Consider the following 24968-nt stretch of genomic DNA (forward strand, 5'->3'; position numbering starts at 1 on the left):
AAAACAGAGCAGCGCTAGGAGCCTGCGACTTGTCGCCGTTTTCGAAAGGTTGCCCGGATCGCATCCCATCGCCTGGTGCCGGGAATAGCGGAGGAGTTGATCGTAATCGGCTTCGTTTGTTTGCGGGGCAACATGGAGCGCGTCATAAGAGCAATGGTGCTCGAAAGCATAGGCACTCCCTTGAAACTGGTCGAAGATTCGACCCCTTACCGGGGATGGGTGAGATCAGGTTGAAGGTCGAGGCATGCGCTATCTGTCGGACCGATCTCACGTCATAGATGGCGATCTGCATCACCCAAAATTGCCGCTCGTTCCCGGTCACGAAATCGTCGGCATCGTCGATGCCGTGGGCAAGGGGGTGGCGCCTTCCAGGATCGGGCAGAGAGTCGGTGTGCCATGGCTTGGGCATACTTGCGGGCGTTGTCCCTACTGCGCCACAGGACATGAAAATCTTTGCGATCAGCCAGATTTCACGGGCTACACGCGCGATGGCGGCTTTGCCAGCCATGTCATTGCCGACGCGCAATTCGCCTTCGATCTGGACCGGGATGCCGACCCCGTATCGCTGGCACCCTTGCTTTGCGCCGGCCTGATCGGCTGGCGATGCCTGAAGAAGGCCGGCGACGGCAAGCGGCTCGGGATTTACGGCTTCGGCGCCGCCGCGCACATCGTCGCTCAGATCGCGATCTGGCAAGGCCGTGAGATTTTCGCTGTCACCCGGCCCGGTGACGAGCAAGCACAGGATTTCGCGCGCTCGCTTGGAGCGACCTGGGCGGGCGGTTCGGATCAACTTCCGCCCGGGCAACTCGATGCCGCGATCATCTTTGCTCCTGTGGGTGACTTGGTGCCGATCGCGCTTGGTGCCGTCCGCAAGGGCGGCCGGGTGGTTTGCGGCGGCATCCCTATGAGTGACATTCAGGCGATGGCCTACGAGTTGCTCTGGGAAGAGCGCGAACTGGTGTCGGTGGCAAACCTGACGCGCCGCGATGCCGAAGAGTTTTTCCCCATTGCCAAGCGTGCGCAGGCACGCACCCACACCAAGGTCTACTCACTGGAACAGGCCAATCAGGCACTGGACGATCTGAGGCAAGGCAGATTGAGCGGCGCCGCCGTCCTGGTACCGTGATTGGCGGTTGAGGATTATCTGGCCCGCTCGCCAAGATTTCGGATCTGGCTGATCCACTTCGCGCGGGTCGCATCGCTGGCGCCGGCGACCATGCCGAACAACGTCTCGCGCACCGGACTGATACCGACAAAATGCAGGATGCTTCGCTTCATGCCGGCGATGCCGTGTCCCAGGAACCATAGCCGGTAAAGAACGGAAGGCATACCCATCGTCACCACAACGCGCGCGGAGCGGCCGCGAAGCAGTGTCTTGGTAAAGCTGCCGCCCTTGTCCGGATAGGCAAAGGCCGTCCCCGGCCGCATGACCTGTTCCAGAAATGCCTTGAGCATGGCCGGCATGGTCCCAAGCCACAGCGGAAAAACAAAGACAATGTGCTCCGCCCAGACGATCGCTTCGGCTGCGTCCTTCAGTTCATCGGGAATTGAACCGTGCTCGAACTCCTGCATTGTCCGCAGCATCGGGAAATCGATCGCCGCCAGGTCGACCCGGCGGACGGCGTGCCCCGCCTTCTCCGCGCCCTCGCCATAGGCCCTGGCGAGACCGCGGCAGAGCCGGTCCGGGGACGGATCGGGATGGCCGACCACAATCAAGATGCGTCGCGACATGGTCTACTCCAGGGGAGCCTTGCGTCGCCGCGTCAGGGCCGCTCGACCCTCGCCACCTGGTACGTGTGCATGGCGCCGTTGCGCTCGATCGACACATACTCGCCGGTCACGAACCGTTCGTCGCCGAGACGAAAGCCGATCTCGTCGTCGCGGTCGCCGTCGGCATAGTCGAAGAACCAATGTCCGCCGGGCTTGCGCCTCAGCCGACCGACCAGATCCTCCTCGCCAGTGCGAAATCGGCGAACGCGGCACGAGGCCTTGTGCGATTTCCACTCTTGCGCATCGATCCGGCCTTCGCCGGTCAACGGAGCGAGCACGTCATAGCCCTCTTCGCGGTCGCCTTCCGGATGACCTTTCTCACGGGCGAGCAGCAGCCGGACGTTGCGGAATTTCGGGGTGAGGTCCTTCACACTGGTCATGGCGAACTCCTTCTACGGAGTTTCATAGAGCGGTGGCGGGACCTAGCTCTTGATCCGTATCAAAAAAAGCGCGAGCACAGCACTTCTATCCAGGACCGAGCAACAACAGGGCGCAGATACCCATGGCCGCGGCTATCAGTGTTGTGACGGCCAGTGGCAACCAGAACGTGATCGGACCAGCAAATACTGCGAGCGACAGGCGACCGATCGCGTTTGCTGCGAGCGCCGCGAGCACGGCCTGGCCCACGGTCTCGACGGACACGGAATGCTTGACCAGGCGCAGCGCGCCAAGCACCGAGACATCGACATCGAATGCGCCGGCCAGCGCCGAACTCGCCAGCAGACCGCGCCCACCGAATTGAACGGCCAGCCCGGCACTTGCGGTCGCGACGATGGCAAAGAGCAAGGCGAAGAGCAGCAAGGGGCCCAGTTCGAATGGATTGCGCGCGATCGCGCTGCCTTTACCGTTCCCGCTGTCACGAGCCAGCAGCAATGCGCCGCAGACAGCGAAGGCAAGCGCTGCGGTAATCGCCGGAATCACGACCGATGCGAGCACACTTGGCTCGACGATCAGAACCACGGCGCAGACGCGGAGCACCGAAACCATTGCTGCCAGGGACGCCGCCCCGGCGAGCGGCAGCGGATTGCTTGCCGACGCGGCATTGCGGGCAAGCGCCAAGGTCACTGCTGTGGAAGAGACGATTGCACCGGTGAGCGAACTGACCAGCAGACCGCGTGTATTTCCCAGAATGCGAACAGCCACGTATCCGGCGAACGAAATCGAGGCCATCAGCACCGTCAGGAACCAGACTTCCCAGGGATTGAAACCGGCCCACGGGTCGATCGTGCGGTTTGGCAGCAAGGGCAAGACGATCGCCGTCATCACCGCAAGGACCAGCGCCGAACGCAGTTCGACCCAGGTCAGTCGCTTCAAAAGACCGTGCAGGACCTCGCGGCTGGCCAGGATTACCGCCAATGCCGCGCCACCGGCGGCTGCAGCACGATAATCGCCGGCGACGGAAAGCGCGCCAAGGGCAAACACCCCCAGGCCCGCGATCACGCTGGTGACGCTGAAGTCCTCGTCATGGGCAGCCTCGCGTGCCTTGTACCAGGCAAAGATTGTCGCAAAGGCGATGAACCCGCCGACCAGCACGGATACAGCGCCGAGTGCGTTGGCGAGTGCAGCGAGCACGCCACCCAGCAGGCCAGATATGCCGAATGTCCGGATGCCAGCTGTGCGACTGCGATCGGGCGCGTCCCGCTCCTGCCAACCACGCTCCAAGCCGACAAGAAGACCTATTGCGAGCGCCAGCCCAAGCCGGGCGATGATCGGATCCATTGGCGCGACGACTTCAGGCGGTGACCGTTGGCGGCAGGCGGTCACGAACCCACCTGACGATTTGGCCTGCCGTCATTGCGCCGGATGTGCGCGCGATCTCGCGCCCGCCATGGAACAGGATCATGGTCGGAATGCCACGGATGCCGAGCCTGGCCGCGACAGCCTGCTCATTGTCGGAGTTGAGTTTGATCAGACGAACATGCGGCTCCAGTTCACTTGCCGCCGCTTCATAGGCTGGCGCCATCATCTTGCAGGGGCCGCACCAGGGTGCCCAGACGTCGACGACAACGGGCAGACTGCTGCGCGCGATCTGATGATCGAAACGCGCGGCGTCGACATCTTCCGGGTGACCCGAAAACAGCGCGGTCCCGCACTTTCCGCATTTCGCCTCACTGGCATTGCGGGCTGGCGGCAGGCGGTTGACCCCACCGCATTTGCTGCAAACCACCAGATTTTGCTGTGCCATCGCCATTCACCGATTTTGTTCTCAACCACTATGCGCGCCACAGATGCCCATCGCCAAGCGTGCGCAAGGCGTTCAGGATAACCGCGACGTCAATCCCCTCCTGAAGCAGCGCTCCGGCAACCGGCGTGATCTGCCCCATGGCCGCCGCGATCATTGCCAGCCCGGACAACGCCAGCCCGGCGATGATGCTCTGCAAGGCGATCGATCGCGTTCGCCGTGCAATCCGAACCGCGTCCGCAACCGGCTGCAGCCTGTCGGTCAGCACGATGACGTCGGCCGCCTCGGAGGAGGCGGTCGCACCACGGGCGCCCATGGCGATACCGACCGTTGCGGCGGCAAGGGCAGGTGCATCGTTGATGCCATCGCCAACCATCATTGTGGGCGCTGTTGCTTTCTCGGCCTCGACGGTGGTGACCTTGTCCGCAGGGACGGCATCGGCGATGATGACATCCAGATCAAGCCTGGAGGAAACACGCTTTGCTGCCGCACTGTCATCACCTGTAAGCATGACCATGCGCGTGATGCCAGCCGAGCGCAGATTGGCGAGCGCGTCGCGTGCATCAGGACGCAACGCATCGCCCAAGGTGAAAATCCCAGCAAGCTCTCCAGCGACGGCGACAAAAACCCTAAGCACCGGCTCGTCCCGGTATTTTTCTTCGCCGCTTTTCGCCCAGCCGGGCAGCGGCTCGTCGGCGAGCACGAAAGCCCGCGATCCAGCCGCGACCGACATGGTGTCGACCCGGCCGTTGAGGCCTGCACCGCGATGCTCGCTGACATCATGCGGATGCGAAAGCATCAGCTGCCTGCCGCGCGCCGCCCGGATGATCGAGTCGGCGAGCACATGGTGCGATGCCTGTTCCAGGGATGCCAGCAGCTGCAGCGATTGGTTCGCTTCACAGCCGGGTGCGGCTTCGATGTCGATGAGCTCGGCGCCGCCGATGGTCAAGGTCCCCGTCTTGTCGAAGATCGCGGTTCGGACTTGCGCAAGCGCTTCCAGAGCCGCGCTGCCTTTCATCAGGATGCCTGCACGCGCGGCACGCGAGACGCCGCCGATGAAGGCAACAGGGGCAGCCAGGATGAGCGGGCAAGGTGTGGCGACTACCAGCACGGCCAGCGCCCGGATTGGATCACCGGAGATGTACCAGGCGGCGCCGGAAACCACCAGAGTGGCAGGCAGCAGGAACAGGGCGAAACGGTCGGCCATGCGAATGAAGGGGGATTTCGCCGTCTGCGCTGCAGCGACCATGCGTACGATCGCGGCATAGGTGCTCTGGTCTGCCAAGGCGGAAGCCTGCATGCTGAATGTCTCGCCGGCATTGATGGTGCCGCTGCGCAGCGTGTCGCCCGCTATCCGCCGCTCGGGCAGCGGCTCGCCGGTCACCGCGGACTCGTTGAGGGAGGCCGAAGGATCAAGCAATATACCATCGACGGGAAGCAATTCGCCGGCCCGGACCAGAAGCTCGTCCCCGACAGCAACATCTTCGACGGGGACTGTCTCTGTCCCTCGGGTTGTCGTCCGATGGGCCACACGCGGCGATCGGTCGGTCAACGCCTTGAGGTTCCGTTCCGCGCGGCCACGAGCGAAATCCTCAAGGACTGTACCACCGGCATACATGATAGCGACCACCACTGCCGCAAGCGGTTGTCCGAGCAGCAGCGCGGCGGACATCGAGACCAGCGCAATCGCATCAACGCCGAAGCGGCCGATCCAGAAATCGCGCAGAATGGAGATTGCGAGAGCCGCCACCACGGGCAAGGTCGACACCGTCCAGATCGTGTGGGCTTCGATGGGACCGAGCCCCGTTCGCCAGGCTCCGGCTCCGACGGCGAGACCCAGGATAGCGATGACCAGCAATGCGCGTCGTAGAGCAGACTCGCTCATCCGATGTCCCTCAACCTTGATGGCCCCTTTGGCGCTAGAGCTCGCGGACCATCTCCTCGAGCACGCGACGCACAACGTTCGCGACCTGCGCAAGCTCGCGATTGGCGATGGCCCCCATTGAAGCGACCGGATCCACCGCCGCGACTTCTACCTTTCCTGGTTCGACCTCGGTGACGATGACATTGCAGGGCAGCATGGTTCCGATCTTGTCTTCGGCCTGAAGGGCTCGCCAGGCGAAATGCGGATTGCACGCGCCCAGGATCACATAGGGCCTGAAATCTTCACCAAGCTTGGCCTTCATGGTCTGCTGAACATTGATCGAGGTCAGAACGCCAAACCCCTTGCTTGCGAGCTTGTCGCTCACGTGGTCGATTGCCGCTGTGAACGGCATGGCGACGATCTTGCTGAAATAGTAACTCATCTTAACTCTCCAATCCTTGACCGCAGCAGTGGCTGCTACGTCGCAAGCGACCGCTTCGAACCCTCTTGCAACAGCTAATCGCGAGAACCGGACGAGGCTTTGATCCAGCGCAATGAAGGGGCAGGATCGATTGGCGACTATCGCCGCGAACGGGAGACCCACCGGTGACGATCCGAAATCTTGAACATGCGTTCGCCCCGAGGTCGGTCGCCGTATTCGGCGCATCGGTGCGCGAAGGCTCCGTCGGCCGCGTCGTCTTCGACAATATGGTCAGCGGCGGCTTCGAGGGCGAGATCTGGCCGGTCAACCCGAAATATTCGCAAGTGGCTGGTCGGCAATCCTATGCCAAGGCGGCCGATCTTCCAGGCGTTCCAGACCTTGGTGTCATCGTCACGCCGCCCCGAACAGTTCCGGCCATAGTGCGCGACCTTGCAGAGAAGGGCACGCGGGCGGCGATCGTCATCACCGCCGGGCTCACGCACGAAAACGGCCTGCGTCAGGCGATGCTCGATGCGGCCAAGCCCACCGTTTTCCGCATCATTGGGCCGAACACGGTCGGGCTGATGATCCCGCCATTGAAGCTCAATGCTGGATTTGCGCACATGGCCGCCAAACCCGGCAGCATCGCGCTGCTGTCGCAATCCGGCGCCATCGCGACGTCGCTGATAGACTGGGCGGCGGACAACAATGTCGGCTTCGCCCAGATCGTCTCTCTGGGCGACATGGCGGATGTCGACGTGGGAGATTGTCTCGACATGCTGGCGGGCGACATGCACACGCGCGCCATCGTAATGTATCTCGAAACCATCCCCAATCCGCGCAAGTTCATCTCGGCCGCGCGTGCGGCGGCACGCATAAAGCCGGTGATTGCGATAAAGTCGGGCCGGCACGAGCAATCAGCCAAAGCAGCCGCGACCCATACCGGCGCGCTATCGGGCGCCGATCGCGTCGTCGATGCGGCATTGCTGCGTGCTGGCATACTGCGCGTCAAAGGTCTCACCGAGTTGTTCGATGCGGTTGAAACGACCGCCCGTTTCGTTCCGCTGGAACGAGCCCGCGTCGGCATAGTCACCAATGGTGGCGGCGCCGGCGTGCTTGCCGTCGATCAACTCGTCGAAGGCAACGGGCACCTGGCCGAGCTATCGCCGGAAACGATCACTCGTCTGGATGCCGTCCTGCCGAGTACATGGTCCCACGCCAATCCGGTCGACATTATCGGGGACGCCCCGCCAGAACGCTATGCCGCCGCGATCGAGGCGATCATGGCCGATGCCGGCACCGACGTCGTCCTGGTCATGAACTGCCCGACTGGGCTCGGCTCGCCGCTTGCCGCGGCAAGCGCCGTGGCGGTGCTCGCGCAGGGCGGCAAGATCAGCGGCAAACCTGTCCTGACCTGCTGGCTCGGCGAACACACGGCGCGCGAGGGGCGACGTGTTCTTCAGGATGCTGGTCTTGCCAGCTTCGAGACGCCGGCGGACGCCGCAACGGCGGTTTCTTATCTCAGCGAATGGTCGCGTGCCCAGCGGGCATTGATGCGCACGCCGTCGAGCCGCAGCGACATCGCGAGCGACCGGGAAGCCGCGCTTGCAATATTCAGGGCCGTCGCCAGGGAAGGGCGGCGTATGCTGACCGAGTCCGAAGCCAAGGCGGCAATCTCGGCCTACGGCATCCCTGTCCCCGAGACGATCGTCGCCAGATCTCCTGCCGAAGCGCAACTGGCAGCCAGCCGGTTCCTCAAGACATCCGAGCAGGCCGTCGTCAAACTCCTGTCCAAGGCGATCACGCACAAGTCGGACATTGGTGGGGTGGTGCTTGGCATCGCCGACCCCGTTGCCGCCGGGGAGGCGGCACGCGCAATCGAGGCGCGCGTGCGCAAGCACGCACCGCAAGCCGACATTGAAGGCTATGCCGTTCAGCCAATGGTGGCGCGAAAACAGGCGCAGGAACTCATCCTCGGGATAAGCCGCGACCCGATCTTCGGGCCAGTCATCCTCTTTGGAGCCGGGGGCGTCGCGGTCGAAGTGATGAACGACACGGCGATCGCGTTGCCGCCGCTCGACGACATTCTTGCCGGTGACCTAATCGACCAAACCCGGATCGGCCGCGTTCTTGCCGGGTTTCGTGATCGCAAGCCGGCCGATCGGCAATCGATCATTGCTTCACTCAACGGCCTATCGCAGATGATCGTCGACTTTCCGTGCCTCGTTGCGGTGGATATCAATCCGCTGCTGGCCGACGCCGAGGGTGTGATTGCACTCGACGCCCGCATCGAGATCGAGCCGGAACGGGTGGAAGAGGCGGGGCCGAACCCGGCACTTGCCATAAGGCCCTATCCGTCGGGTTGGGAAAAGGTGTTTTCGGCGGGCGACATCGACTACAATATCCGTCCGATCAAGCCGGCCGACATCTCGCTCTATCCCGAATTCCTTGCCAGGATTTCGCCCGATGATCTGCGCCTGCGTTTTCTGTCGCCCCGCAAAAGCTTCTCCGACCAGATGCTGAAGCGGCTCACCCAGCTAGACTACGGTCGCAACATGGCTTTCGTTGCGCTGAATACGAGCTCCGGCGCGCTGGCCGGTATCAGCCGGATATCTTGCGATCCCGACCACACCGTCGCCGAATACGCCTTGCTGGTGCGTACAGATCTCCAGGGTAATGGTCTTGGCTGGGAATTGCTCAGCCAGATCGTCGATTATGCGAGGGCCGATGGGATCGGACGAATCGAAGGGATAATGCTCGCCGAGAACACGAGGATGTTGGCCATGTGCCGCGAGTTTGGCTTCTCGATAAGGCGTCATCCTAGCGAACCCGGCCTTGTCGAGGTAACGCTCGAACTCAGTTGAGGCCGATCGCCCGCTGCACCGATCAGGACGCTGTGCACAGGGTTTCGGACGCATCGCTCTCTGAGTGCCTTCTCAATTCCAAGACAATGTCGGCGAGCATCCGATCAGCGTCGATTTTTCGCCAGCCAGACTGGGTGGCATTTCGCTCCAATTGCCGCGAGAGTATCTCGATCGTGGCATCTGAAGGGCCGCCCTTGCGCTCGCTGACCCGCTGCCACAGGACAAGCGGGGCCGCCTCCAACCAAAATCCGGAGAATCTGATAGCCCGGCTGCGCGCCGCTTTCTCGATCCGCTCACGATCAGCGGGTCTGTCGAAAACGGCATCGGCCACGACCGAGCCGCCCTGCGAAAGGATCAGGCCGGCGCGCCATGCCATTTCGCGGTAGACGCGATCGGAAACTTCGGGCCGATAGGCTTTGTCCGGCAGCCTGGTCTCCGGCGGTACACCATGCATGGCCTTGCGGACGCGGTCGCTTTCGACAATGCGGGCGCCTGGCGCTGCACCGAAATGGGCGGCCAGCGCCTCGGCAACGGTCGTCTTTCCCGAGCCACTCAGACCGCCAACGGCAACGAGTCGCGCCGGTTTTTCCTGGAGAAATGTTCGGGCAAGGTCGAAATAGGATCTCGCCTCGGCAACCAGCCTGTCGCTGTCGGCGCTGCGTTCCTCGACCTGCGTTGCGATGACGTGGGCGCGCACGGCAGCCCGCACAGCCATGAAAAAGGGCAGCAGCACGAACCCATCCTCGTCGTCGGCTTCATCGAGATAGCGGTTCATCACAAGGTTGGCGAGCTGCGGAAAACCGCGATGCCAAAGATCCATCAACAGGAAAGCAAGGTCGTATAAAACGTCGATGCTGGCGATCTGGTCGTTGAATTCGATACAGTCGAAGAGGCGAGGCTCGCTGTCTAAAAGGCAGATGTTGTGCAAATGCAGGTCGCCATGGCAGCCGCGGATCTTGCCTGCGGCTTCCCGGCGGTCGAGCAATCCGGAATGCCGGGCGAGGGCGTTGCGGAAGGCCTCGGCAAAGCTCGTGACCTCAGCTTTTGCGAAAACGTGGCTGGTGGCAAAGCCAGCCTCGTTGATGTCGAGCACGCCAGCCAGATTTGATGAGCCGCCGCCATTGTGGATCGTCGGCGCGGCACGGTGGTAGCTGACGATCATGCGCGCAACCGCGGTCATCAGCGCCGGCGTCAATTCTCCGGCGGTTGCCATCCGATCGAGGAGCTTCGACTGGTCGAAGCGGACCATCTCGATCGCAGCATCGACCATTTGGCCGGTGCCATTGAAAGCCAGTTTGCCGTCGGCTTCGCGGGTGATTCGACGCACGACCAAATAGAGGCCGGGCGCGGTCTTCGAGTTGAGTTCCACCTCTTTCTCGCAAGCGGCAAGCCTGAGGGCCGGCGCCGAGAAATCGACATAGGGCAGCTTGACCCCCCGCTTCATCTTGTAGGCGCGTTGGCCAACGAGGAAAATACGGGAAATGTGAGTCTCGATCGCCTCGACGGCCCCGACCGCGCCATGGGTAGCAGGATCAAGCAGAAAAGAGGCAGCGGCTTGCTGCTCATCGACGATCATGGCCGGCCTTCCACGTGTGTTTTGCGTATTTCGTTTGCGCGAGCTGCGTTCATTGCTGCAATGTCTGGACATAGCCTGCCAACTCATGGATCCGTTCCCTGGTGACGATTTCGCCTGCGTTCGGGCCATATTTCTTCACGTCGGCAGGCAGGAATTGGCTGCCCCACACCGGCATGTCGCGCTCGCCATGCGCCGGCACCATGGCGCGGCCGTCGATCACGGCATAAACACGCCAGTAAGGGAATTCGCCGCCATTGCGCCTGGAGAGGCGCGTCAGGTCGCTCGGCCGCTTCAACAACTCGTCGCCAACGGGCCGTCCCCCTTGCCTTCCGGACCATGGCAGACCGCGCACGAGTTCATGTATTCGGCCTTGCCGTCGCCAAGTTCCTGGGCGCGAGCCGCGTTGAAGGCCAATCCTGCCAGAGCCGCCGCGATCAGGAATTTCATCTGCGTTTTCCGATTGATTAGCTGAAAACCTACAGCCCTGGTTTGGCAGTACGTTGATGCGGATCAAATGCCCCGCGGTCACGGTATTTGATTCAGCGCAATGAGCGCGCCGGGCACCCGCGCTAATGACTGAAGCCAGATTGACCTTTCAATCGAAATCAGGAGTTGCCGCCGTGACTTTCAGGACGCTGCTTACGGTTACTGGGCCGAACCAGGGCGAAGCCGATCTAAAGCTGGCCGCCTCACTGTGCGAACAGGTCGGTGCCCATCTCTCCGTGCTCGTTCTCGAGCTGGCCGCGCCGCCCTCTGGGGGCGAGTATGCCGCTGTCGTCTCGCCTGCCTGGCTTGCGGAGCGGCAGGCCGAGTTGAGAAGGCTTGAGAAACGAAAATCAGACGTCGCCGGCTTTCTCTCCCAGACTGCCGTATCGGCCGATCTGAGCGACGACTATCCCGACATGGGATGGGCCGACGACGTCATCGGAAGGCGTGCCCGCTACGCCGATCTGACCCTTCTCGGACCAGATCTGCTGGCAAGCCATGCGCTGAAGGAGAAAGTCATCGAGGGCACGCTGTTTTCATCGGGAAAGCCCATCCTGCTTGTTCCCGAGGGCTCGCGCCCGACGCTGAAGCCGAAACGCATCCTCGTTGCATGGGACGCCCGCCTGGAGTCATCGCGCGCCGTCCGCGAGTCGCTCGATATGCTGAAAGGCGCCGAAGATGTGCGCCTTGTCATCATCGATCCCATCGAAAATGAGTTCCATCACGGCGACGAGCCAGGTGCAGATGCCGCGGCTTATCTTGCCCGGCACGGCGTGAAGGTTACCGTCGAGCGGCTACCGAGTTCGAATCATTCGGTTGCCGACGTGCTTCGCCAGCATGCCGGCGACGTCGCGGCCGAGCTCTTGGTCATGGGCGCCTATGGTCATTCCCGCCTGCGGGAGCGAATCTTCGGCGGGGTCACTAAGTCAATGCTTGAGGGCTCGTCACTACCGGTCTTAATGGCGCGATAACAATCCAAAAGGGCCGGTGCAGATTGCGCCAGCCCTTCGCATCTCGCGCAAATTGATGGAATGACTACTCGCTCGCTTCCCGTCCCGATACCCGTTCGATCAGGATCCGAAAGAAGACATGCGGCGCACTGTCGGCTGTGGGAGGAACCAGCGGCTTGAGTGCGCCGGGTTCCCACCAGTCGGAGTGCTTGCTCAAGACCGTCCAGGCATGATCCCGCTCAAGCTTGTGGCCGATCCGGTCAGGCAGTTCTTCGTATCGGCCGTCAACAACGACGCTTCTCCATCCCCGCCCCTGTCCATGCTCATCCACCTGGACGCACACCAGCGGATTGGCCCGCATCCATTCGATCTTTTTGCCCGGCATGGAAAACGCGTAAAGATGGGCGTCCGAATAGGCGTAGTGGAACGGCACGACATAGGGCTGTCCATCCTTTGCGCATGCCAGGCGGCCCACGCGATTGGCCGTCAGCAATTTGGTACATTCCAAAGCAGAAAGCGTGCGGATCTGCATCAGTTCGATCTCCTGTTCTTCATGGCCTTTGAACCAGGCCGGAAACGTGCCACTGGCCAGTTTTGTACAGCTGGGCAGCCTCGTCCATAGCGGAGACAACGTCGTTGTCAGAGAGTTGCGGGAACTGGCGATAATGATGGCTCAAGGCCTGGAACTGTCCTGGCCTACTGAGGCAGACTACACGGTCCGCTTCCTGCTCCAGCGCGGCGACCGTCACTTGCGGTGAAACGGGAACCGCCACGACGATTTCCCTCGGTGACCGGCGCTTGAGGGCGCGGATCGCGATTTTCATGGTCGTACCGGTCGCGACACCGTCATCGACGATGATAGCCGTCTTTCCTGCGATCGACATCGGTTTGGTCTTGCCACGATAGGCAACGCGCCGGCGTTCGAGTTCAGGACGTTCATTTGCAATCAAGACACGTAAGGCGTCGTCGTCGAGCCCATAGGCTCGACAATTTCACGGTTCAGCACGACCTCCCCAGGGTCGCCATCGATGATTGCGGCAACAGCCAATTCGGGATTGCCCGGGGCGCCGATCTTGCGGACGATCAGCAGGTCAAGAGGAGCGTTGAGGGCTTTGGCCACTTCCACTGCGACGGGCACGCCGCCACGCGGCAATGCCAGTACGATGGGCCGATGCAGTTGAAGTCTGCTCAGCTCCAGGCCAAGCTTCGCTCCAGCGTCTTCCCGGTCACGGAACATCGGTCAATCCACCGGCCACAGGTTTCGCAGCGACTTTTTCATCGAGTTTCTGACCTGTACGATCTCGCCATGCGAAATGTGACGGTCGAGAAGCTTGAACACGGCACTGATCGCGACATCGAAATCGATCTCCTCATCGTAGCCGAAACTGTTTCTGACACTGATAATGAAGTCGCGCTTCGTGCGCTCATGCGCAGGCACCGACGGCTTCCAACCTTCGAAATAGATGCCGCGGACCAAAACAGGCAGTTGCGCCGAGAGATCGGCCATTTCCGCCGGCGACAGCCAGTCCCGCACCGTGTGCAGGACAGCCCTCAGCAGCCGGCACGCGCTCGGTTCGCTCCAGCAGAGGTCTTTGGCGAGCTCCTTGACCCATTGTTGCGCCTGCTGGCCGGCATGCGTGAAGTCAGCGAAGGACGTGTGAGGACAAGGACCCATGGCGATGCTCCTGAGATTTGGCGCCATTCTGGGGCATAATAAGGCTCTGAGCATTGAGCGGGATCAAATCGTTCGGGCTCTGCGTCAAACGAACCGGAGGTGCTGGGCGCCAGTTCAGCCAAAAGCCTGCTGCACCAGCAGGGGAATGATCCGGTCGGTCTTGGCCACGGAAGGTCGTCCTGCTGAACCATAGGAAATGCCGAGCGCGTCCCAGGTCTCGACCAGGGCGTCCTGCAGCTCGGCGATCAGCGCATCCGAATGGAACGGCGTCGGCGTGATGCGCAGCCGCTCCGTGCCGCGCGGCACGGTCGGATAGTTGATCGGCTGGATGTAGATGCCGTGCACGCCGAGCAGCCGGTCGCTTGCCATCTTGCAAAGCTCGGGGTCGCCAACCAGCACTGGCACGATATGGGTCGCCGATTCCATCACCGGCAGGCCGGCGGCGGAGAGGATCTGCTTGGTCCGCGTCGCCTGCTGCTGCTGGGCGTCACGCTCGGCCTGCGAGCGCTTGAGATGACGGATCGAGGTGGTGGCAGCGGCGGCGATGGCCGGCGGCAGCGCGGTGGTGAAGATGAAGCCCGGCGCATAGGAGCGCACGGCGTCGATGACAGCACTCGTGCCGGTGATGTAGCCGCCCAGCGTGCCGAAAGCCTTGGCCAGCGTGCCCTCGATGATGTTGATGCGGTCGGCGAGGCCTTCCCGCTCGGTGATGCCACCGCCGCGCGGACCATACATGCCCACGGCGTGGACCTCGTCGATATAGGTCATGGCGTTATAGCGCTCGGCGAGGTCGACGATCTCCCGGATCGGCGCGATATCGCCATCCATCGAATAGACGCTCTCGAACACGATCAGCTTGGCGCGTTCGCGGCCCGCCGCCTGCAGCAGGCTTTCCAGGTGCGCGACATCGTTGTGGCGAAAAATCTTCTTTTCCGCGCCCGAGCGCCGCACGCCTTCGATCATCGAGGCATGGTTGAGCTCGTCCGAAATGATCAGGCAGTTGGGCAAAAGCCGCGCGATGGTCGAGATCGAGGCTTCGTTGGAGACAAAACCGGAGGTGAAGACCAGCGCGGCTTCCTTGTCGTGCAGGTCGGCGAGCTCATGCTCGAGTTCGACCAGCGGATTGCTGGTGCCGGAGATGTTGCGGGTGCCGCCGGCGCCCGAACCCATCCGGCCCGCCGCGTTCTGGAACGCTGCGATGACATCCGGGTGCTGGCCCATGCCGAGATAGTCGTTGGAGCACCAGACGGTGATTTCCTCTGCGCGGCCGTTGGCGCGCCAGATGGCACGCGGAAATTTGCCCGCTATGCGCTCGAGGTCGGCAAAGACGCGGTAGCGTCGTTCCGCATGGAGCTGGTCGATCGCGTCCTCGAAGAACCGCTGATAATTCATGTCCGAATCTCCTTATTTACTCGCTGTCGCGCTGCGGGCATCGGCTACACCGAATTTGGCAAGGGTTGGACGTAACCCTTTGCGGCAACGGACGACCTTGATTCATGTCAAAATCACGACTCCGAGGCTCCGCCTGCTCAGGTCGATATGAACCGATGCAATGATCCGCTGCGCAGCACAGAACGCGTCACGCCGCCAAAGGTCCTCTCCAGTAGCCGACTGTGACCGTAGCCGCCGAGAACTATGAGATCGGCCGCAATATCCTGTCCGATCTGCAGGAGGATGTCCGCCGGTTCGGAGAGGCGCGCATCCAAGACCACAGATCGCGCTGTCACTCCGTGCCGTGCCAGAAAGAGCTAACGTCCGCGACATCGTCGCCACGGGACGCCAGGATGAGACTCGCCGCATCCAGCATACGATTATGGTCGACCACCAGATCGGTCGACGGCGAGCCGGTCAAGATCAAATCGGCAGCACGCGCATTGAGTGCAAGTTCGCGCGTGGGATTGCCTATCTTTGCGCGCCAAGATGCACGATTGCTGCCGTTGACGGTGCTCAGGAATTCCTCTCTCAGGCAGTCGAGGCGACCTTCTATCTCCTCCACCTGGCACCACAACGCCTTGGGCGCGGCCTGGTCGTCAGTGCCGGTCGGAAGGACAAAATGCGGCTCGGCGGCGCTAGAAGCCAGAGGTCGGCCTCGAGCCGTTGAGCCAAATCCCATGCCATCGAGATGCGCGGCGCGGCGTCGCGTCTACGTCCAGTTGCACCATAATCATCTTAAAAGCCATCGCTCATTCCATCTGCGGTTGAACCGACTTGGCCATCAAATAGAGGGAGGCGTAAAAGCAAGGAAAACGGCTGGTGCCGGCACGCTCGTACAGCCCGCAAGACCATAGGGTTGATCCTGATCAAGGACATGACGACGAATGGCGTCAACGTCGTGCTGTGGAGATTCAGAACGGAGTAGTCGATAATGCACACTCAGCCCGAGCCATCCTCATTAGGCACACAATTGTTGCCGGTGGCGGAGAATGGCCAGAAGCTCTTCCTCGCCGCCGCGTCCCTTCAGGTGCACGCCTTCAAGGCCATGATGCGCTTCAATGTTGAAACGCTGGCGTTTCTGAAGCATCGTTGTGAGCAGGACGTGAGGCTGGCCGATGACTTGATCAGTGGTCCGCAGTTCAATGATGCCTTCGACATCTTCGCTGCTTTCGTGCAGAATGCGACGTCGCAATACGTGATCGAAGCCGGCAAGGTCGCCGCATTGACCTCCAGGCTCGCTTCCGAAACGGCCAGAAACATGCGTAAGGGCGCCAGGATAGCGATCGAGGATGCCGCGGCTAAGACTGTCGTGTAGACGGCAATGCGGAGGTCGTCAGACAACATGAACGCCGTTTACAGACATAGTCGTCTCAGGGCTTCCGTATTTGCGTTGATGTTACTCGGATGTGTGCAGCCAGCCTTGGCCGATAGCGTAACGGAGCATGGCAAGGCGTTGGTGGAGGTCAACTGCGCCCGCTGTCACGCCGTCGGAAAAACTGACAGGAGCAACCATCCCGACGCTCCGCCATTTCGCACCTTGTCAAAGCGCTATCCGATCTCCGATCTGGAGGAAGCTCTTGCGGAGGGCATTTCGACTGGCCATCCGGATATGCCAGAGTGGACTGCGAGCCCCGATCAGATCGAAGCAATCATCACGTATATCAGCACGCTGCAGCAGCCGTGACCCAGTCTCGAATGCGGCAGGCGATCGGGTCTGAACGGCTCCGGCTATTCGCGGCCAATTGCCGGCCAGCAAACTGCTACCGGAGAGGGCCAGGGCAACATCCGGCCAGGGGCACGAAGAAACGACTGCGCATGCGCCAGGATCTGGGCCTCGGTAGGAGGATCCGCCGGTTCGATGCCGACAATGCGATTGTTTAAGCCGGTGTTGTACTCGCGGATGTGCGTGGCCAGCTCGTGCTTCGCCGACCCTGGTCGCGGACCGAAGGGCGCTGAGGATGTCGTGGTAGAAGGCCTGATTTCCCAATGCACGCTTGCCGTCGACCGAGCCAGCCTTGTTGTGGCTCGGATGATGCGCAAGCGTCGTCGCAAGTCTCACACTGTCGGAGGTTCTCGCGGTTGAAAAAGAACACCTTGGCTTCACAATGGTCGCAGGCGCGGCGTGTCGGGTCGCCATTGCTGGAAATCCTTGCGTGTATTGCTGAACGGCAATCTGAGGCGCTGAGGGCTTAAGCAGGCTGCGACACCAGGATTGCCAGGATCGATCCAGGTTTAATGACGGTATTCGCCGATGCGACAATGGTCGCACGCCCAGCTGCCGGCGCGACAATCTCGTGCAGCGCGCTTTCGACGCGAACCTCGGCTATGCGCTCTCCGGCCCTGATCGGGTCGCCGCTGGCAATGAACCAGTGCTCCAGGATGCCCTCTGGCAACATGCTGGCCGCCACTGCGCCTTCGTCGACCTAGGTATACCGCATGGCAAATCTCGTTTTGCCGTCGAACGATAGGCTCCTAGGCGGCGCAGTCCTTGATCACGATCAATCGGCGTATGGCGCAGATGCCGCGATTGTGCGGTGATTGACGCGGATCAAATTCTGGTTCGGCAGCCGGCCTAAGATGGCCGATCATCGCCGGAGCGAGGTCATGGAGCAGTTCAGGGAAATGGTGCCCATCGCCATGGACGTCGGATCAGATATCAATGCTGCAATCGCGATCGATTGGGCTGCCCGCGGCGCGCATGTGATTGCGGCCGGTATGGCGTCTGCCGCAGGAATTGTGGTCGACATCGGTTCGACACAGGCAATCGCGCCCGCTTTGCCGGTAATTTCAAAAAGTGATGCAGATCAAGGCGCGCCACACCGTTTGCGAAGATTTTGATGCGATGTGGAAACCAATCCTAAGCGCTCCTTTTGGTCGCGATCTAGAACTGGCCGTTTTCGACGAAGACGGCGAGCACGCGCTTGTGTTTGCCTGCAGAAGGATAAAGGAGGGCTGGAAGAATGCTGCTAGTGGTGCCCGTCTCGACATCCGGCCGACCCATTGGCGCGATTGGGATTGGGAAAGGACCGAGGTCAGAAATCGCAATCCTCTCGAGGACTCTCCCTAGGGTCGGGACTCCACGATCAACGCCATACGCACCAGGTGTGACAGACTACTCGCCTCCATTTTGCTCATGACATTGGCCCGGTGGATTTCGACCGTGCGCGGGCTGATCCCCAGATCGTAGGCAATCGTCTTGTTGGGTAAACCGGCAACGAGTCCGTCCAGCACTTGGCGCTCGCGGTCAGACAAGGTCGATAGACGCGCGCGGATATCCGCGGACTGGGGATGCGCCGCGTTCGCCTCGTTCCGGTTGGCCAGTGCAGAGCGTATCGCCTGGATCAGCATCTCGTCGTCAAACGGCTTTTCGACGAAATCGGAAGCGCCTTCCTTCATGGCCTGAACGGCGAGCGCCACGTCGGCGTGACCTGTCATGATGATGACCGGAATCTTGTGGCCGCCTGTTCTGAGTTGCCGTAGCAATTCGATGCCGTCTATTCCCGGCATGCGCACGTCCGTAACGATGCAGCCGTCGAGATGGCCATCCGCCGCTGAGAGAAAAGCAGTGGCCGACTCGTACAGGCGTACGGCAAAGTCGGCTGTCGCCAGCAGAAAACCGAGAGACTTGCGAACATCAACATCGTCGTCGACGACGTGGACCAGATCACTGTCGGCCATTTGTGACCTCATCCTTCTCAACGATGCGTAAGGTGAACCGAAAGGCGGTGCCGCCCGTCGGCATTGCCTCGGCCCAGATGTGGCCGCCGTGCGATTCAACGATGGTGCGGCAGATGGAGAGACCGACACCCATACCCTGCTTCTTGGTGGTCACAAATGGCTGGAACAGTTGCGCCGAAACCTCTGGCGCGAGCCCCGGACCGGTATCGATCACGCTCACTTCAGCCATGCCATCGTCCCGGGCAACGGTTGTGATTTTCAATTCACGGCGCTGCGTTTCCTGCATGGCCTCCACTGCGTTGCGCATCAGATTGAGCAGAACCTGCTGAATTTGGATGCGATCGGTCAAGACCAGTTCCGCGGCAGGGTCGAGCTTGTAGCCGATCTGGACATTGATCTCCCTCGCACCAACCAGGGCGAGCGACGAGGCTTCCTCGATGAGCGCCGGCAATCGCTCGACCTGGCGCTCGCTTTCGCCCCTGGCAACAAAATCGCGCAGATGACGAATGACGTCGCCTGCCCGCAGGGCCTGCTCGGCGGCCTTTTCCACGGCATCCCGCAGCATCGGCGCGTTTGCTTCCGTGCTCTTCTCCAGGAGCCGTCGGCTGCCCTTCAGGTAATTGGTGATGGCTGTCAGCGGTTGGTTGATCTCATGAGCGAGCGTCGATGCCATCTCGCCAAGGGCGGTAAACCGCGCCATGTGCAGAAGCTCCTGCTGCTGTTCCTGAATTCTTGCTTCCGCGCGATGACGTTCAGTCAGGTCGCGGCAAAAGCCGGTAAAGAAGCGTCCGGTTCCCGGGTGCATTTCGCCGACGGAAAGCTCCATCGGGAAAGTCGTGCCATCCTTGCGTGCCCCGGTCACGGTGCGGCCGAGCCCGATGATCCGACGCTCCCCGGTCGTCAGGTAGCGAAGCAGATAAGCATCGTGCTCTTCGCGATAGGGCGCCGGCATCAGCATCTTGACGTTCTGTCCGATGACCTCGCCCGACTGGTAACCGAACAGCGTTTCGGCGGCCGTGCTGAAGGACTGGATACTGCCTTGCTCGTCAATGACGACCATCGCATCAGGCACGGTCGCCAGGATTGAACGCAGATGATCTTCGCGCAACAGAAGCGCGGCATTCGCAAATGAGAGGTCGCTGACATCCGTGCCTTCAATGAAGATGGCGGTAATTCGACCGTCATCGGCCCTGATCGGCTGATAGACAACATCCAGGATACGCTCTTCAATTGGCCCATTGCTGCTGTTGCGGAATCCGACCTTCACGCCTTTGCCGCTGTAGGACTCGCCAGTCACGTACACGCGGTCGAGCCGTTCGAGGAATTCGTGTCTTTCGAGTTCGGGAAAGGCCTCGCGCGCCGATTTTCCAATAACCTGCCGGTCGCCAATGAGTTGCTGGTAGGCGGCATTGGTCAGTACGAACACATGGTCAGGCTCGCGTATCAGAGCCATGAACCCGGGCGCCCGATCGAACATTTGCGACAATAGGGATTCGAGCGTCGTCCCGCCAGGCGTCAAACTGAATGCTTCGTCTTGGATCACCCGCGGTTCCTTAGGCTCGAGACACATAAACAAGGCCTAACTATCACTTCTCCGATCAGAGACAAAACGGATCGAGGCCGAAGTCTAGATGCAAAAGCGATTGGCCGGTTCTTTGACGCGCATCAAGGAAGCCAGCGCCCGTGAATGCAATTCATAGCACATTCGAAACGCTTGAGTGAAAGGCGCGTCCAATGTCCTACAAGTCCATAATCGCGAATCTCGCCGTCGATACGCCCCCTGCTGCGATTGTGAAAGTGGGTATCGAACTCGCAGAGCGTTTCGGCGCCCATCTCATTGGTCTGGCGGCGGCGGATGTTCCGCCCTTGGTCGCGACGGGTGAAGGCATGGTCTACGAAGGGGAGGTCATGCAGATTCAGCGGACTGAAATCGAAAAGAGGCTTGCCGAACTGCGTGCCGAGTTCGAAAGCCTGGTCCCGGCTTCGATCACAAGCGAGTGGGGACAGGCCGTCTGCAGCCCGACCCGCTTCCTCAGCGTTTTCGCCCGCGCAGCCGATCTTGTCGTGACCGGTGCGTCGGGAGACGACGTGTTTCGCGCCGCCGATGTTGGCAGCCTGGCGCTCGGCATCGGCCGGCCAGTCCTGGTCATCGGAAACAACGTCGAACACCTCCGCGCTAATACGGTCCTGGTTGCCTGGAAGGATACCAGGGAGGCGCGACGGGCGGTGGCGGATGCCTTGCCTTTTCTGGCCAAGGCCAATGAGGTTGTCGTCGCCACGATCGCCGCCGCCAAAGGCGACGACAATGTTCGTGACAGTCTCGCCGATGTCGCTGTCTATCTTGAGCACCATGGCATCATGGCGCAGACGGAACTGATCACCGGTGAAGTCGATGGCGAGCAGTTGTTGACATTCGCACGCTCGATCAATGCCGACATGATCGTCTCAGGCGCCTATGGCCATAGCCGCCTGCGCGAATGGGCGTTTGGTGGCGTCACCCGCACGCTGATCGAAGAGAGCAGCATCAACCGCTTCCTGTCATACTGATGGCGAATATCGTGTCTTCTGGCGTGGACCAACATTCCGTTGCGGCGGCCGCAAGTCCGTATTGGTCGATCACCAGCGAAGATCTCGTGCGAGGTCTGGCAACTTCGCCCACATCGGGCCTGGCTGGGTCGGATGCCGCCTCGCGGCTCATCAAATACGGCGCGAATACGCCGGCCTCGAAGTCAGGCGCGTCGGCGCTTAGCGTGTTCGTTCGCCAGTTCCGTAGCCCGCTTGTCCTGATCCTGATCTTCGCGGCTAGCGTTTCGGCCTTCGTCGGTGCAGGTCAGGAGGCCGCAATCATCGGGGCGATCGTGCTGGCAAGTTGCGTTCTCAGCTTCACCCAGGAGTATGGGGCGTCGCGGGCGACAGAGGCACTTAAACAGCGTATCTCGCGCAAGGCTACCGTGCTGCGAGATGGCGTCGAATCCTCCGTTTCTGCCGAAGAAATCGTGCCGGGCGACCTCATCCGGCTATCGGCCGGAAACCTCATACCTGCCGACTGCGTCATCCTCGAAGCGCGGGATTTCAATGTCAGCGAGGCGGTGCTGACTGGCGAAACCTTCCCCGTCCTGAAGGCGGCGGGGCGATCAGATCCTGATGCGTCCGTCGCCCAACGCAACAATGCGGTGTTTACCGGTACGTCCGTGCGCAGCGGCACGGCGACCGTGCTTGCGGCAGCGACCGGCCGGCGCACCGAATTCGCCTCCATCGCAGCGGCACTGGAGCGACAAATCCCGGAAACGGATTTTGCCCGCGGGATCAGATCGTTTGGCTATCTGATGACCGAGATCATGCTGGCGATTGTCATCATCGTGTTTTTTGCCAATCTGATGCTGCATCGTCCGCTGATAGAATCGCTGTTGTTTTCCCTGGCACTCGCGGTCGGCCTCACACCTGAACTGCTCCCGGCCATTATCAGTGTAACACTTGCTCGTGGCGCCCGCGCCATGGCTGCCAATGGCGTCATCGTGCGCCGTCTCGACGCCATCGAGAATCTGGGCAGCATGGACGTGCTTTGCACCGACAAGACCGGCACGCTGACGGAAGGCGTGATCCACCTTGACGGATGGCTTGATGTCGACGGCAACCCGTCAACCGACATCCTGCTTTGGGCACGTCTCAACGCAACCCTGCACACTGGACTGAAGAACCCGCTGGACGAAGCCATCGCCGGTGCGCCGGGCAAGGGTGCATCATTGGCCGCTTTCACCAAGGTCGACGAGATCCCTTATGATTTCATTCGCAAGCGCCTATCCGTTGTTGTGCGAACCAAGGATGGCGAAGATCTTCTGATCACGAAAGGCGCAGTACAGAACGTCCTCGAAACCTGCAGCTTCGTCGGCACAGCGAAAGGCCTGGAACCTCTCGAAGACACGCACCGCGCGGCGATCGACAAGATGTTTCGACGCTGGAGCGCGGAAGGATATCGCGTTCTGGGGCTAGCGACGCGTCGATTTGAAAGCCACGCTACCTATGGCAGGAAGGACGAGGTCGATCTCGCCTTCGCCGGCTTTCTGCTTTTCCTAGACCCGCCCAAGGAAGGCGTAAAGAGCACGCTTGCCGAACTCGCCCACCGGGGCATCGCCGTGAACGTCATTACGGGCGACAACCGCTACGTTGCAGCCCATCTTGCTCAAGCGGTCGGCTTGCGTAGCGATCGGATCATGACCGGGGAGGATCTGTCGAAGTTGACCAAGAGCGCGCTCTTTGCAGCCGTGCAGGACACTGACCTCTTCGTCGAGATCGATCCCAACCAGAAAGAACGCATTGTCCAGGCCTTGCGGAGCAGGGGCCATGTCGTTGGCTATCTGGGTGACGGCATCAATGATGCGCCCGCGCTCCATGAGGCCGATATTGGGGTCTCCGTCGACACCGCATGCGATGTCGCGCGTGAGGCTGCCGATATCATCCTTCTCAAGCAGGATCTCGGAGTGCTGGTGCGGGGCGTCGACGACGGCCGCAAGACCTTCGCCAACACCATGAAATATATCTCCATCACCACCAGCGCCAATTTCGGCAACATGATAAGTATGGCGGTCGCCTCGCTATTCCTGCCTTTCCTGCCACTTCTGGCAAAGCAGATCCTGCTCAACAATTTCCTTTCCGACGTGCCCTCACTCGCCATCGCAAGTGACAACGTTGACGCAGATCAGCTGCACAGGCCGCGCCACTGGGACATCCGTTTCGTGAGGCGATTCATGATCAGCTTTGGCCTGGTCAGTTCGCTGTTCGATTTCGCAACCTTCGCGTTCCTGCTGCTCTTCGCCCATGCCACAGAGGCTGCATTCCAGACAGCCTGGTTTGTCGAATCGTTGCTGACCGAGCTTGCAATCGTGCTCATCGTTCGTACGCACCGCGCTTTTTGGGCGAGCCGTCCGAGCCCCTTGCTCGCCTGGCTGACACTGGGCGTCGGGTTTGTCGCGATCATGATTCCGTATCTGCCGTTCGCAGACTGGTTCGGTTTCGTGCCCTTGCCGCTGCCTATACTTGCCGGACTTGTCGCTATCACCGCGCTCTATCTATGGGCCTCAGAGGCGACAAAGCGCGGGTTCTTCGGCCAGGAGGAGCCGCAGTCGCACCCGAAGAGGCCGGGGCAACCTATTGGCAGAGCCACCAAGTCTCATTCTGCGTACCCGACATTATAGGCTGGGTGGAGAGGCTTGAAACCATCGTGAAAAGAGCGCCGGCATTTTGCCTTATCGCAGATTGGACAAGGGGCTGCAGGTGCTGCTCGTTCATCCAGGCGGCCCATTCTGGCAAAAGCGAGATCTTGGGGCCTGGTCGATTGCAAGGGCGAGTATAATCCTAGCGGGGACGGCGCGGCGCGAGTTCACCGAAGAGACAGGCTGGGAGCTCAAGGGCCCACTGCTGAATTTGGGTGAGTAGCGCCAGCGAGAAGGCAAACCCAGCGCTCGAGGGTGATTTCGACACCGCGATGATGCGCAGCAATCTGTCTGCTATGGAGTGGCCACCACGCAGTGGCCGGGGACAATTGTTTGTCGACGTCGACCGCGGTGAATGGCTGGATCTAGCCTTGGCCCGGGACAAGTTGGTAGTCGGCCAACGGCGTTTTCTCGACCGCCTTGTCGCTTCAGCTCAGAGCCCAAGCCCTCCCGTTTAGCCTCAGGGATTAGCAACGACGCCTGCTGTTGATCGAGATCAATGATTGCGGCCGCCGACATGACAATGATGGTCGCTAGGCAGGAGTGATCAGCATGACATTTCTCGATTATCTGGTTTCAGTCGACGCCAGGACCGCCCTGATGGGCCGCATGATGCAGAAGCTTGGCGTCGACAAACAATTGAAATCGGTGCCGGATCATGCCGCCGTCACCAACCGGGCAGTGGACCGATGCCGCTCGTGTGGGCATCAGGACGAATGCTCGACCTGGCTCGACGAACACCAGCAAGCCGATAATCCGCCAGACTATTGCCGCAACCGTGATCTTATCGCACGGCTGCAACACGCCGCCGGTCAACGTTAGAACCGTCGACGCCTCGAGCTGGATGGAGGGTCACTC

General features: G+C 61.1%; 27 protein-coding genes and 2 pseudogenes. 10 read left to right on the forward strand and 19 right to left on the reverse strand.

All coding sequences use genetic code 11. The annotated features are described in order from the left end of the window. Window positions 1-144 precede the first annotated feature (144 nt). Window positions 145-1126 (forward strand): annotated as a pseudogene (locus FJ953_RS19330) (zinc-dependent alcohol dehydrogenase family protein). A 14-nt stretch (window positions 1127-1140) separates the two neighbouring features. On the opposite strand, the gene FJ953_RS19335 reads toward FJ953_RS19330, so the two are convergent. The 6 genes from FJ953_RS19335 to FJ953_RS19360 form a co-directional block, all read right to left on the reverse strand. Continuing rightward, window positions 1141-1731 (reverse strand): NAD(P)H-dependent oxidoreductase, encoded by a 591-nt coding sequence (locus FJ953_RS19335; protein ID WP_140522933.1) that lies wholly within the window; start codon window positions 1729-1731, stop codon window positions 1141-1143. Window positions 1732-1763: 32 nt separating this feature from the next. After that, the gene (locus tag FJ953_RS19340) at window positions 1764-2150 is read right to left on the reverse strand and encodes a hypothetical protein (RefSeq protein ID WP_140522931.1); all 387 of its coding nucleotides are present in this window, start codon (window positions 2148-2150) and stop codon (window positions 1764-1766) included. A gap of 85 nt (window positions 2151-2235) precedes the next feature. Continuing rightward, window positions 2236-3489, reverse strand: a complete 1254-nt coding sequence (locus FJ953_RS19345) for an MgtC/SapB family protein (RefSeq protein WP_140522929.1) — start codon at window positions 3487-3489, stop codon at window positions 2236-2238. A gap of 13 nt (window positions 3490-3502) precedes the next feature. After that, a complete protein-coding gene (trxC, locus tag FJ953_RS19350) occupies window positions 3503-3955 on the reverse strand; it encodes a thioredoxin TrxC (protein WP_140522927.1) in 453 nt (150 codons plus the stop codon). A 28-nt stretch (window positions 3956-3983) separates the two neighbouring features. Beyond that, a complete protein-coding gene (locus FJ953_RS19355; RefSeq protein WP_140522925.1) occupies window positions 3984-5837 on the reverse strand; it encodes a heavy metal translocating P-type ATPase in 1854 nt (617 codons plus the stop codon). Between the two features lie 34 nt (window positions 5838-5871). Then, entirely contained in the window at window positions 5872-6258 is a 387-nt protein-coding gene (locus tag FJ953_RS19360; RefSeq protein WP_140523416.1) for a DUF302 domain-containing protein, read from the reverse strand. 164 nt (window positions 6259-6422) lie between these two features. On the opposite strand from FJ953_RS19360, the gene FJ953_RS19365 reads away from it, so the two are divergent. Beyond that, window positions 6423-9101, forward strand: coding sequence for a bifunctional acetate--CoA ligase family protein/GNAT family N-acetyltransferase (locus FJ953_RS19365; RefSeq protein WP_140522923.1), 2679 nt, complete (start codon window positions 6423-6425; stop codon window positions 9099-9101). A 22-nt stretch (window positions 9102-9123) separates the two neighbouring features. Here the strand turns inward: FJ953_RS19365 and FJ953_RS19370 are convergent, their stop codons facing one another. Genes FJ953_RS19370 through FJ953_RS31190 form a run of 3 tightly spaced genes read right to left on the reverse strand, consistent with a single transcriptional unit; the run spans window position 9124 to window position 11124 of the window. Continuing rightward, entirely contained in the window at window positions 9124-10677 is a 1554-nt protein-coding gene (locus FJ953_RS19370) for a bifunctional aminoglycoside phosphotransferase/ATP-binding protein (RefSeq protein WP_140522921.1), read from the reverse strand. Window positions 10678-10726: 49 nt separating this feature from the next. Then, window positions 10727-10972: a hypothetical protein gene (locus tag FJ953_RS31185; protein WP_318013167.1), complete on the reverse strand. Its 246-nt coding sequence runs from the start codon at window positions 10970-10972 to the stop codon at window positions 10727-10729. Continuing rightward, the gene (locus FJ953_RS31190) at window positions 10969-11124 is read right to left on the reverse strand and encodes a c-type cytochrome (protein ID WP_318013166.1); all 156 of its coding nucleotides are present in this window, start codon (window positions 11122-11124) and stop codon (window positions 10969-10971) included. The genes FJ953_RS31185 and FJ953_RS31190 overlap by 4 nt, the downstream gene beginning before the upstream one ends. 173 nt (window positions 11125-11297) lie before the next feature. On the opposite strand from FJ953_RS31190, the gene FJ953_RS19380 reads away from it, so the two are divergent. Continuing rightward, on the forward strand, window positions 11298-12134 hold the full coding sequence (locus FJ953_RS19380) for a universal stress protein (protein WP_140522920.1): 837 nt from the start codon (window positions 11298-11300) through the stop codon (window positions 12132-12134). A gap of 64 nt (window positions 12135-12198) precedes the next feature. Here FJ953_RS19380 and FJ953_RS19385 read toward each other — a convergent pair whose 3' ends face one another. From FJ953_RS19385 to FJ953_RS19410, 7 genes are all read right to left on the reverse strand, one after another. After that, a complete protein-coding gene (locus tag FJ953_RS19385; RefSeq protein WP_140522918.1) occupies window positions 12199-12645 on the reverse strand; it encodes a pyridoxamine 5'-phosphate oxidase family protein in 447 nt (148 codons plus the stop codon). A gap of 19 nt (window positions 12646-12664) precedes the next feature. Beyond that, entirely contained in the window at window positions 12665-13063 is a 399-nt protein-coding gene (locus tag FJ953_RS30950) for a phosphoribosyltransferase family protein (RefSeq protein ID WP_224656350.1), read from the reverse strand. After that, window positions 13060-13350, reverse strand: coding sequence for a phosphoribosyltransferase family protein (locus FJ953_RS30955; RefSeq protein ID WP_224656349.1), 291 nt, complete (start codon window positions 13348-13350; stop codon window positions 13060-13062). Before FJ953_RS30955 ends, FJ953_RS30950 begins: the two co-directional genes overlap by 4 nt. A 3-nt stretch (window positions 13351-13353) precedes the next feature. After that, window positions 13354-13788 (reverse strand): DUF2267 domain-containing protein, encoded by a 435-nt coding sequence (locus tag FJ953_RS19395; RefSeq protein ID WP_140522916.1) that lies wholly within the window; start codon window positions 13786-13788, stop codon window positions 13354-13356. Window positions 13789-13902: 114 nt separating this feature from the next. Further along, the gene (hemA, locus tag FJ953_RS19400) at window positions 13903-15180 is read right to left on the reverse strand and encodes a 5-aminolevulinate synthase (protein WP_140522914.1); all 1278 of its coding nucleotides are present in this window, start codon (window positions 15178-15180) and stop codon (window positions 13903-13905) included. A 137-nt stretch (window positions 15181-15317) separates the two neighbouring features. Beyond that, window positions 15318-15515 carry a universal stress protein gene (locus FJ953_RS19405; RefSeq protein ID WP_224656227.1) on the reverse strand — a complete coding sequence of 66 codons (198 nt, stop codon included), beginning with the start codon at window positions 15513-15515 and terminating at the stop codon, window positions 15318-15320. Further along, complete coding sequence (locus FJ953_RS19410; protein ID WP_140522912.1) at window positions 15512-15784, reverse strand: hypothetical protein; 273 nt, start codon at window positions 15782-15784, stop codon at window positions 15512-15514. The genes FJ953_RS19405 and FJ953_RS19410 overlap by 4 nt, the downstream gene beginning before the upstream one ends. A 417-nt stretch (window positions 15785-16201) precedes the next feature. Between FJ953_RS19410 and FJ953_RS19415 the strand changes: the two genes are divergently transcribed. Together FJ953_RS19415 and FJ953_RS19420 are read left to right on the forward strand one after the other, a co-directional pair. After that, entirely contained in the window at window positions 16202-16537 is a 336-nt protein-coding gene (locus tag FJ953_RS19415; RefSeq protein WP_224684585.1) for a phasin family protein, read from the forward strand. A 78-nt stretch (window positions 16538-16615) separates the two neighbouring features. Next, window positions 16616-16906 (forward strand): cytochrome c, encoded by a 291-nt coding sequence (locus FJ953_RS19420; protein WP_140523410.1) that lies wholly within the window; start codon window positions 16616-16618, stop codon window positions 16904-16906. 505 nt (window positions 16907-17411) lie between these two features. On the opposite strand, the gene FJ953_RS19425 is transcribed toward FJ953_RS19420, so the two are convergent. Beyond that, window positions 17412-17630 carry a biotin/lipoyl-containing protein gene (locus FJ953_RS19425; protein ID WP_224656228.1) on the reverse strand — a complete coding sequence of 73 codons (219 nt, stop codon included), beginning with the start codon at window positions 17628-17630 and terminating at the stop codon, window positions 17412-17414. A gap of 196 nt (window positions 17631-17826) precedes the next feature. Between FJ953_RS19425 and FJ953_RS19430 the strand changes: the two genes are divergently transcribed. Beyond that, window positions 17827-18060 (forward strand): hypothetical protein, encoded by a 234-nt coding sequence (locus FJ953_RS19430; protein WP_140527996.1) that lies wholly within the window; start codon window positions 17827-17829, stop codon window positions 18058-18060. Between the two features lie 225 nt (window positions 18061-18285). On the opposite strand, the gene fixJ is transcribed toward FJ953_RS19430, so the two are convergent. After that, complete coding sequence (gene fixJ, locus FJ953_RS19440) at window positions 18286-18900, reverse strand: response regulator FixJ (protein ID WP_140522905.1); 615 nt, start codon at window positions 18898-18900, stop codon at window positions 18286-18288. Continuing rightward, window positions 18887-20377, reverse strand: a complete 1491-nt coding sequence (locus FJ953_RS19445; protein ID WP_224656241.1) for a PAS domain-containing sensor histidine kinase — start codon at window positions 20375-20377, stop codon at window positions 18887-18889. The genes fixJ and FJ953_RS19445 overlap by 14 nt, the downstream gene beginning before the upstream one ends. Before the next feature lie 257 nt (window positions 20378-20634). On the opposite strand from FJ953_RS19445, the gene FJ953_RS19450 reads away from it, so the two are divergent. The 4 genes and pseudogenes from FJ953_RS19450 to FJ953_RS19465 all read left to right on the forward strand — a co-directional run bounded on the left by FJ953_RS19450 (window position 20635) and on the right by FJ953_RS19465 (window position 24932). Next, on the forward strand, window positions 20635-21447 hold the full coding sequence (locus FJ953_RS19450; protein ID WP_140522901.1) for a universal stress protein: 813 nt from the start codon (window positions 20635-20637) through the stop codon (window positions 21445-21447). After that, window positions 21447-24092, forward strand: a complete 2646-nt coding sequence (gene mgtA, locus FJ953_RS19455; protein ID WP_224656229.1) for a magnesium-translocating P-type ATPase — start codon at window positions 21447-21449, stop codon at window positions 24090-24092. The genes FJ953_RS19450 and mgtA overlap by 1 nt, the downstream gene beginning before the upstream one ends. Before the next feature lie 43 nt (window positions 24093-24135). Continuing rightward, window positions 24136-24568 (forward strand): annotated as a pseudogene (locus FJ953_RS30965) (NUDIX hydrolase). 94 nt (window positions 24569-24662) lie between these two features. Beyond that, entirely contained in the window at window positions 24663-24932 is a 270-nt protein-coding gene (locus FJ953_RS19465) for a DUF6455 family protein (protein ID WP_140522897.1), read from the forward strand. Window positions 24933-24968: the final 36 nt, after the last annotated feature.

Source organism: Mesorhizobium sp. B2-3-6, from assembly GCF_006442305.1.
Lineage (GTDB): Bacteria > Pseudomonadota > Alphaproteobacteria > Rhizobiales > Rhizobiaceae > Mesorhizobium.